General features: G+C 60.6%; 9 protein-coding genes. 8 read left to right on the plus strand and 1 reads right to left on the minus strand.

All coding sequences use genetic code 11. From position 1 onward, the window contains the following. Positions 1–83 precede the first annotated feature (83 nt). The 8 genes from IP76_RS18065 (at position 84) to IP76_RS18100 (ending at position 7782) form a co-directional block, all read left to right on the plus strand. Entirely contained in the window at positions 84–1520 is a 1437-nt protein-coding gene (locus tag IP76_RS18065) for an amidase (RefSeq protein WP_054159635.1), read from the plus strand. Then, positions 1517–2824: an amidase gene (locus IP76_RS18070; protein ID WP_054159636.1), complete on the plus strand. Its 1308-nt coding sequence runs from the start codon at positions 1517–1519 to the stop codon at positions 2822–2824. Before IP76_RS18065 ends, IP76_RS18070 begins: the two co-directional genes overlap by 4 nt. 4 nt (positions 2825–2828) lie before the next feature. After that, positions 2829–3692 carry an oxaloacetate decarboxylase gene (locus tag IP76_RS18075; protein ID WP_054159637.1) on the plus strand — a complete coding sequence of 288 codons (864 nt, stop codon included), beginning with the start codon at positions 2829–2831 and terminating at the stop codon, positions 3690–3692. 2 nt (positions 3693–3694) lie between these two features. Beyond that, on the plus strand, positions 3695–4321 hold the full coding sequence (locus IP76_RS18080; RefSeq protein ID WP_054159638.1) for an isochorismatase family protein: 627 nt from the start codon (positions 3695–3697) through the stop codon (positions 4319–4321). Positions 4322–4331: 10 nt separating this feature from the next. Continuing rightward, complete coding sequence (locus tag IP76_RS18085) at positions 4332–4937, plus strand: malonic semialdehyde reductase (RefSeq protein WP_054159639.1); 606 nt, start codon at positions 4332–4334, stop codon at positions 4935–4937. A gap of 159 nt (positions 4938–5096) precedes the next feature. Then, positions 5097–6281 carry an ABC transporter substrate-binding protein gene (locus IP76_RS18090; protein WP_054159640.1) on the plus strand — a complete coding sequence of 395 codons (1185 nt, stop codon included), beginning with the start codon at positions 5097–5099 and terminating at the stop codon, positions 6279–6281. Positions 6282–6408: 127 nt separating this feature from the next. Next, the gene (locus IP76_RS18095; protein ID WP_054159641.1) at positions 6409–6945 is read left to right on the plus strand and encodes a cytochrome b; all 537 of its coding nucleotides are present in this window, start codon (positions 6409–6411) and stop codon (positions 6943–6945) included. A 24-nt stretch (positions 6946–6969) separates the two neighbouring features. Continuing rightward, positions 6970–7782, plus strand: a complete 813-nt coding sequence (locus IP76_RS18100; protein WP_054159642.1) for a RibD family protein — start codon at positions 6970–6972, stop codon at positions 7780–7782. On the opposite strand, the gene IP76_RS18105 is transcribed toward IP76_RS18100, so the two are convergent. Next, on the minus strand, positions 7738–8527 hold a 790-nt coding region (locus tag IP76_RS18105; RefSeq protein WP_082352605.1), incomplete at its 5' end, for a class I SAM-dependent methyltransferase. The two genes, IP76_RS18100 and IP76_RS18105, sit on opposite strands and share 45 nt — an antisense overlap.

Here is an 8527-nt window from a genome sequence, read left to right on the forward strand (position 1 = left end):
CCCCGCTTCCGGTTGGCGAGATACTGGACCCGCTGTCTTTGGCGGATCCAGCTTTGGCAGACCAAGCCTTTAGGACGCGGGGTATGTCCGCCGACCTGCCGTCTCATGTGGAGATAAGGCCGCAGCCGCTCGTCTGTGATGTCGCGTCCGTCGACGCAACGGATCTGCTGTCTGCTTACGCTGATGGGGCTTTGACGCCTGTCGAAGCGCTTGCCGATCTGCATCGCAGGATCGAGGCCGATAACAAGGGGCAAGGCGCCGTGTTGCGGTTTGCCTCCGGCTGGCAGACGGCGGCTGAAGAAAGTGCTGCCCGCTGGAAAAGCGGCCAGGCACGCCCCCTTGAGGGTCTGCCCTTCGGCGTCAAGGACATCATTGACGTCGACGGGACGCTGACCACATCCGGCTCCTGGTTTACCGGCGACCGAATTGCACAGACCGACGCCGATGTGGTGGCGCGGCTACGTCAGGCTGGTGCCATCCCCTTTGCCATGTTGGCGACCACGGAATTTGCCTGTGGTTCACCGCACAATCCGCGTTTCGGTACGGTCGGCAATCCTTTTGATCCCAGTCGCTGGACAGGTGGTTCCTCCACCGGGTCCGGGGCAGTGCTTGCCGCGCGGCTGATGCCCTTCGCCCTCGGCACGGATACGGGTGGCTCGATCAGGGTGCCATCCTGCTGGTGCGGAACGACAGGCCTCAAGCCCAGCCGCGAACTTGTGTCGCGAAAGGGCGTGGCACCCCTGTCCTGGACGCTCGACCATGTCGGGCCTATGACACGCAGTGCCCGCGACATCGCGCGGGTTCTGCCATTCATGGCTGCCTCACCGGATGTCGATCTCATTGCCGGTTGTATGGCACTGCTTGCCGAAGCTGATCTCACCGGCTTGAGGATCGGCGTGCCTGTCAACTGGTTCACCGAGCTGGTGGATGCCACTGTGCTCGATAACTGGCGTGCGGCTCTTGAGGTCCTGCAATCGCTCGGCTGCACCGTGAAGCCGCTTCCTGTCCTGCCGGTCGAGACCTTCCACCGCGACGGCTGGACCGTGCTCTTGTCAGAACTGGCAGCGCATCAATCGGAGCGTCTGCCCCGGGCAGAGCTATTTGATCGAGGACTGCTCGCAAGGCTGAACCAGGGCATCACCATCCTGGCGGCGGATTATGGTCGAGCCTTGCAGAGGCGGAAGGCGGCACAGGACATGTTCCTCGACGCGATGACCGATATCGATCTGCTGTTGACGCCGGGTCTCGGCGGCGAAGCAGGCGCGCTCGACACGCTGACGGTCGAGGTTGATGGCCATGCCGTGCTGTTCCAGGACATCATTTCTCGGAACACGATGATCTTCGACCATACGGGATTTCCGGCCTTGATGCTGCCGTCGGGCCTTGGCCGGAGCGGCCTGCCGACCGGTATCCAGATTGTCGGGCGGCCGGGCGCGGATGCGCTCTGCCTGAAGGCTGGGATCGCGTTCCAGCAGGCCACGAGCCATCATCTCAATGCACCTGCGCAGAGGACGTCATGACGGAGACTGCGCTCGAAAAGTTGACCGCATCCGAGGCGCTGGCACGTCTGTCCGATGGCCGCATCACCGCAGTCGATCTTGTTTCGACCTGCCTCGAACGCATCCGGACCCGCGATGGCGATGTGCGTGCCTGGCTTTCCTTGAACGAGACTGCGATTGCCGAGGCCGAGCGGCTTGACGCCCTTCCGAAGGAAAAGCGGGGACGCCTTCATGGACTTCCGTTCGCCGTGAAGGATGTCTTTGATACCGTCGACCTGCCGACCACGCATAATTCTCCGCTCTTTAAAGGTTTTCGACCAGCCGCCGATGCGCCGGCGGTCGATCTGCTTCGGCTTGAAGGCGCCATCATCCTCGGCAAGACCGACACGACCGAATTTGCCGCCTGCGGAAACGATGCAGCTACGGCCAATCCACATGACTTCGCACGCACGCCGGGCGGCTCGTCCGCTGGCTCTGCGGCTGCGGTCGCCGATTTCCATGTGCCACTTGCTCTCGCCACCCAGACCGGTGGTTCCACCATTCGCCCCGCATCCTTCTGTGGGATCTACGGCATGAAACCGAGTGCGGGGCTCGTCGGCCGGGAAGGGGTGAAGATCTACTCTGTGACCTTCGATACCGTCGGCTGGTATGGCCGGTCCGTCGAAGATCTCACCCTCTTGGCCGAGGTTTACGGTATCGTTGAGCCTTTGCGTGAGACGCAGCCGGTGGATGCGCCATTGACGATCGCGCTCACATTCGGCCCCTACCGTCAAAAGCTGGAGGCGGGGTCTGTCGCGGCGCTGGAGACGGCGGCGCAGCGTCTGCGAGATGGTGGCCACAACGTAACCATTCTCGATCTGCCGAACGATTTCGAGGATCTCGACCTCTATCATCGTACAATCCTGCACCGGGAAGGAGCCGCCGCCTTCCGCAGCCTCGCCCGACGCTACGGCACAGACTTACATGATGACTTCCACCATCGTGTCGAAAACCGCGAAGGCCGCACGCTTGGCGATCTCGTGCGCGCTTTCGATGGCGCGGCCAGGGCGCAGGTGATTTTCGACGAGATCGCGTCGCGGTTCGATGTCGTGATTGCCGCGAGCGCGCCGGGTATTGCACCGCTTGGCAGAAAGCCGGGCGATCCTGTTTTTAACGCCTTCTGGACCCTGCTGCGGGTGCCTTGCGTCAACATCCCCGTGCCGATGGCGGGGATTGCCATGCCGGTTGGCGTGACGCTGACATCCATGCGCTATGATGACGTGGCACTTCTGGCACATGCCGCACGGTTGGCACCCCTTCTCGATCCCAAACCCGAAATGGAATGATTGCATGGCGGATCCCGCACTGAAACAGGCGCTGGCCGATCGCGACTTTATCCTCGCGCCCGGTGTCTATGACCTGATCTCGGCATTGATCGCCGACCGCATGGGCTTCAAGGCGCTCTATGTCACCGGCTACGGAACTATCGCCTCCTATCTCGGCATTCCTGACGCGGGCATAGCCACCTATCGCGATATGCTGGAGCGCATTGCCCAGATCGTAAAGATGACCAAGACCCCTGTAATCGCTGATGCGGATACCGGCTATGGCGGGTTGCTCAACGTTCGCCACACGGTGCGCGGCTATGAAGAGGCAGGTGTCTCTGCCATCCAGATCGAGGACCAGGAGTTCCCGAAGAAATGTGGCCACACGCCGGGTCGCCGCGTCGTGCCGATGGACGACATGGTGCGCAAGATCGAGGTGGCCGTCGATAGCCGCAAGAGCGACGATTTCCTGATCATCGCCCGCACGGATGCCCGCACGGGGCTGGGGCTGGAAGAGGCGATCCGGCGCGGCAAGGCCTATGCCGAGGCTGGCGCGGACATCATCTTCGTCGAGTCGCCGGAAAGCGCCGAAGAAGTGCGTCAGATTTCTCAGGAAATCGACAGGCCGCTTCTGGCCAACATGGTCAATGGCGGGCGCACACCGCTTTTGCCCGCGGATGAACTGACCGCGCTTGGCTATGGCATCGCCATCTATCCGGCCCTTGGGTTCCTCGCCCATGGGCACGCGGTGCGTCATGCCTATCAGGACCTGCTGGACCATGGCGTCACGACCGACGCCGTCCCGCTCTATCCATTCAAGGATTTCAACACGCTGCTCGGCTTCGAGGATGTCTGGGCCTTTGAGCGCAAGTTTGCGGAAAGGGATTGAAGATGAGCGATGCAGACCTCGCCGCGAATTATGAAAAGGCCTATGGCAACCGCATCGGCTACGGCAAATCCCCGGCGCTTCTCATGGTTGATTTCGTCCAGGCCTATTTCGAGCCGGGCAATGCGCTCTTTGCCGGCGTCGATGAGGCACTGGCGAGCGCGCTTCGCATCCGGGAAGCCGCCCGGTCGAAGAATATTCCGGTGATCCTGACCGGTATGGTCCTGCACAAGAGTGGCAAGGACGGCGGCCGCTTCTTCCAGAAGGCGAAGCCGCTCGAAAACTTCACGGCGGGCAATCCCATGGCCGGATGGCCGAAGGGACTTGAGCCGCGTGAAGACGAATTCATCGTCACCAAGCAATATCCAAGCGCCTTTTTCGGCACGTCACTTGCGCCGATGCTGACCTCAATGGGGGTTGATCACGTCATCCTGACGGGTCTGACGACCAGTGGATGTGTGCGGGCAAGCTGCGTAGATTCCATGTCTCACGGTTTCATCACGACCGTGGTGCGCGAGGCCTGCGGCGATCGACATTCCGCGCCCCACGAAGCCAATCTGTTTGACATGAACGCCAAATATGCCGACGTCGTCAGCGAGGCCGACATCCTCACCCACATTATGACTTTCTGAAATCCAGGACATGACCATGCTCAATGAAACTGCCACCGCCACTCCCTCGATCGAGGAGCTTCTCTTCACCTCGGCTCGATCGTTCAACAAGTGGCAGGACCGGCCCGTGAGCGACGAGCAGATCCGCACGCTCTATGATCTCTCGAAGCTAGGCCCCACGTCCGGCAATTGCTGCCCCGCCCGTTTTGTCTTCATCCGCACAGCCGAGGGCAAGGAGAAGCTGAAGCCTGCCTTGTCGCGGGGCAATATCGATAAGACGATGACAGCGCCTTTGACCGTCATCGTTGGTCAGGACGAGGAGTTTTACGAGAAGCTTCCTTTCCTCTTTCCCCATGCCGATGCACGATCCTGGTTCACGTCAAGCCCGACGCTTGCCCAGGAAACGGCGTTTCGGAACGCCTCCCTTCAGGGTGCGTACCTGATTATGGCGGCGCGTGCCATGGGGCTCGATTGTGGTCCCCTGTCAGGCTTCACCAACAGTCTGGTCGACGAGGCCTTCTTCGCCGGAACCCGCATCAAGTCGAATTTCCTGATCAATATCGGCTATGGCGATCCGAATGGCAATTTCGGCCGTTTGCCCCGTCTCGACTTCGAGGACGCGGCGCAACTCGCCTGATCGGCCAAGCCCCCCGTCTGGCCTTCGATCAAGCTTTGCTAAATGGCTCGCATGGTTACCATGTTTTGAATCCGCCCAGATATGGGACGGTCCTTCTCTTGCTTCCGCGCGAGCCAGTGCTTAACGTCCGGCCGGGACTGGGGAAAAGAGTTGCGCTTCATGGATCGATCAAGAGCAAAACGCAGCCGTGTTCTCGGCTGCGCGACTGCACTGGCCACGCTTCTGTTGCTCGGCGGCTGTCAGACAGATGATCTGAAGCCCGAGGCAGGTGAGAACGCGGCGGCAAATGGTGCTGCCAAGTCCAACACGAGCGATGGCGGCTTCTACAATCAGACCCTCGGTGCGGGCAAAGTGCGGATCGGTTATCTCGGTGTGCGCCGTGCCGACCAGCCGGGTCGGCAGGCTGACAGTGAATATCGTGATGGTGCCGCGCTTGCGGTCAATTCGCTCGGCACGGATCTAGTAAAGCTCACCATGCTGGAAAGCGCCGACAAGCCCGAGGCCGTTGAGGCTGCGGCCCGCACGCTTGCCGGCCAGGGGGCTGCACTTCTGATCACGACTGCAAAGGGAGCGGAACTCGAGGCCGTGCGCACGGCACTTGTCGGGCGCGACGTACCCATCGTTACCTTCGAGACGAACGAGACTACGCTTCCGGAACGCGTTTATGGTTTCCGCTCAAGTCCTGCCGACAGTCTTGTCGAAGCCTCCACCTTTGCCATGGCGGAAGGCGCAAGCCATGCGATGATCCTGGCGTCCAGTCCGGCCGAAAAACTTCAGGCAGACCTGATTGCCAAGCAGATCAAGGCCTTTGGTGCGACGGTAGAGCCAGTCGTCGAACTCTCTGGTGGCGCGTTGCCCGCCAAGGCGCTCGCGGCCTGGAACAAGGTCGATATGGTTGTGATGATGCCTTCGGTGAAGTCGCCCGGCGAAATCATCAAGAAAGCGGATGTTGGCAAGCCTCCTCGCCCCGGCAGGCGTATCGTCGCCAGCACGACGCTGACGCCGACGGATCTTGCCGATGCGAAGCTTACCGGTACCATCGTCTGCCGTTATGACCAGAACATCGCGGCCCGCATCGGTCAGCGCTATATGGCAAGCTACGGCATGCCGGCTTCCCCGCAGGCAGGCTATGGTTTTGATGCCATGGCGATGGCGATCGGTCTGGTCAATGTAGCTGGTGATGCGGCCTTTGCGCCCGAACGCATGATGAACCCCTCTGGTTTCTCCGGCACGCTTGGCATCTTCCGTTTCGAAGACGGTGGCAAGGTGCGGCGCAATTGCGATATCTTCAAGGTCTCCAAGGGCTCTTATGTCTTCTTCCAGAAGGCGCCGCCGACGCTTTAACGCGTCTGTGAACGCAGGATGACGCAAATCCGGCGCCGTTCCATTGCCGAAAGCAGGGTTTCCTCTATCTTCGAACAAGGATTGAGGTCTGTAAGGATGTGGAGGCATCTTGCGCGCGACGGAGGACATGCTGAACACTTTGCCGCAGGGTGCCGGACAGCGGCATTCTGTCGGCTTGCGTTTTGCCCATTGGGTGGTGGCCGTCCTCGTGCTGGCGACTTGGCCGCTTGGCCTGATGATCGGCTTCGTCAAGGATGATGTGAAACTCGACTTTTACCTTGTGCATGAGAGCCTCGGCTTTCTCGTGCTTTGGCTTATGCTCGTAAGATTGGGAATCCGGCTGACGGGTGGTGCAGTCCGTCTTGAAGCGCCGCGCCATGAGAAGATTGCAGCCGAAAGTGTGCACGGCCTTTTGTATCTTTTCCTGATCCTCATGCCTGTGTCGGGCTTTCTCGCCACAAATGCCCACGGCTTCCCACTCAAATGGTTTGGCTTGTTCGAGGTTTGGAGCCCGATTGGAAAAACGCCCGATATAGCCTTCACGTTGTCGGCGATACACGAATGGAGCGCCTGGATCCTTCTCGGGCTTTTTGCGTTGCATCTAGCGGCGGCGCTTTTCCATCATGTCGTACGCCGTGACGCGACGCTCTATCGCATACTCTGAAAGACAGACAGGACGGCATTTCCCATGCGCAAGATCGAGATGAACGACCAGGTCTGGACACGTCTTCTGGGCATCCGAAGCGGCATGACGCTTTCCAATAAGTCAGAGGAGGCCGATCCGGCGATCGCACTCTATGGACCCATTGCGGCAGCCAGCGGACGCTTTGTGCTTGCCCAGGTTGGCCAGTCACTCGACGGCCGTGTCGCGACGCCGACGGGAGATGCCCGTGATATCTCCGGGCCTGATGGGATCGCCCACCTGCATCGCTGTCGGGCACTGGTCGAAGCCGTGATCGTCGGTGTTGGGACCGTGCACTGCGATGATCCGCAATTGTCGGTGCGTGCGGTCAAGGGGCCGAACCCGGTCAGGGTCGTGGTCGATTGTCGAGCAGAACTCACAGGAGAAGAGCGCCTGTTCCACGATGGCGGTGCGCCTGTCATCTTACTACAGAGCATGAACGCGCCACAGCGGTCTTATAAAGCGGACGTCATCCGTCTTCGCCCCGGCGAAAACGGGCTCGAGCCCCAGGACATACTGGAGGCGCTTGATAAACGCGGCCTCCAGAAAGTCCTGGTCGAAGGTGGTGCTCGCACGATCGCCCGCTTCATGCAGACCGGTCTCATTGACCATCTGCATGTGTCCATCGCCCCGCTCATTATAGGCTCCGGTCCTTCCGGTATTAATCTGCCGCCGATTGACGCGCTCAGCGAAGCACATCGCCCCGCAGCGCGCGTCTTCAGCCTGGGCTCTGACATTCTTTTCGACTGTCAGCTGAAGCTTGCCGCCCGGTCATCAGCCGGGGAGCGCCAGCAGATCCTGATGGCCGATCCGGCATAAGCTGCCAGGCACGTCCGCCTGTTCCAGACGAAAAGTGAGCCAAGCCTCAATCTTCTCTGGTATGAGTTCCCCAATCTCCCGGACGGCAATGGCGATGCCTTCTAGCAGCTCCCGCTGGAGCGGAGCAGAGCGCTCATCGAGCACCCACGGGCTTTCCGCCGTCAACACGCGGTAATGAAACGCCGATAACGCGCCCGCAAGATGGTGTGTGGAATCAGGGCCGAGAGCTGCGCCAAAGCCCTTGTCCAGCCGCTGATGACGGTTGAAATCTGCCGTGACTGCAGCGTCAAGCGGATGGACGACACTCCAGACCATCTGCCCATCATAGTTCAGCGCGGCATAAAGACCCGCACCGGTCGGAGCCAATACCCCGACGAACCGGTCGCAGAAGTTGGCTGAGCAGAGATCGAAGAGGGCTGATGCCGTAACGACGTCAGTCCCTGCGAGTGGCAGTGCGTCGATGTTGTTGAGGTCAAACTGGCTAAACTCGACTGGGCTGTCCTCACCGATCCTGGCGGATGCTTCTGCAAGAAGCGCGGGATCGAAGTCGAGCAGACGCCAACGTGTATTTTTTGGCAGCAACGGCGACAGGGTTCGATAGGTGGAACCGGTTCCGCAACCGATGTCGAGCAAGTTTGGTGGCCGTTTCCCTTCAGGATTGCCATCCCGCAGCGTCTGCGCAAGCATGTTGAGCAAGCCTGCGTCCCGTGCTGCCTTATCGGCGGGTTCGCGCAGCGCCAGCCAG

The sequence above is a fragment of the Rhizobium sp. AAP43 genome, from assembly GCF_001296045.1.
In the GTDB taxonomy this organism is placed as follows: domain Bacteria; phylum Pseudomonadota; class Alphaproteobacteria; order Rhizobiales; family Rhizobiaceae; genus Allorhizobium.

Bases quoted from the DNA above. Each gene is read 5' to 3' on its own strand.
- IP76_RS18065 (WP_054159635.1), top strand. From the start codon at position 84: ATGTCCGCCGACCTGCCGTCTCATGTGGAGATAAGGCCGCAGCCGCTC.
- IP76_RS18070 (WP_054159636.1), top strand. From the start codon at position 1,517: ATGACGGAGACTGCGCTCGAAAAGTTGACCGCATCCGAGGCGCTGGCA.
- IP76_RS18075 (WP_054159637.1), top strand. From the start codon at position 2,829: ATGGCGGATCCCGCACTGAAACAGGCGCTGGCCGATCGCGACTTTATC.
- IP76_RS18080 (WP_054159638.1), top strand. From the start codon at position 3,695: ATGAGCGATGCAGACCTCGCCGCGAATTATGAAAAGGCCTATGGCAAC.
- IP76_RS18085 (WP_054159639.1), top strand. From the start codon at position 4,332: ATGACCATGCTCAATGAAACTGCCACCGCCACTCCCTCGATCGAGGAG.
- IP76_RS18090 (WP_054159640.1), top strand. From the start codon at position 5,097: ATGGATCGATCAAGAGCAAAACGCAGCCGTGTTCTCGGCTGCGCGACT.
- IP76_RS18095 (WP_054159641.1), top strand. From the start codon at position 6,409: ATGCTGAACACTTTGCCGCAGGGTGCCGGACAGCGGCATTCTGTCGGC.
- IP76_RS18100 (WP_054159642.1), top strand. From the start codon at position 6,970: ATGCGCAAGATCGAGATGAACGACCAGGTCTGGACACGTCTTCTGGGC.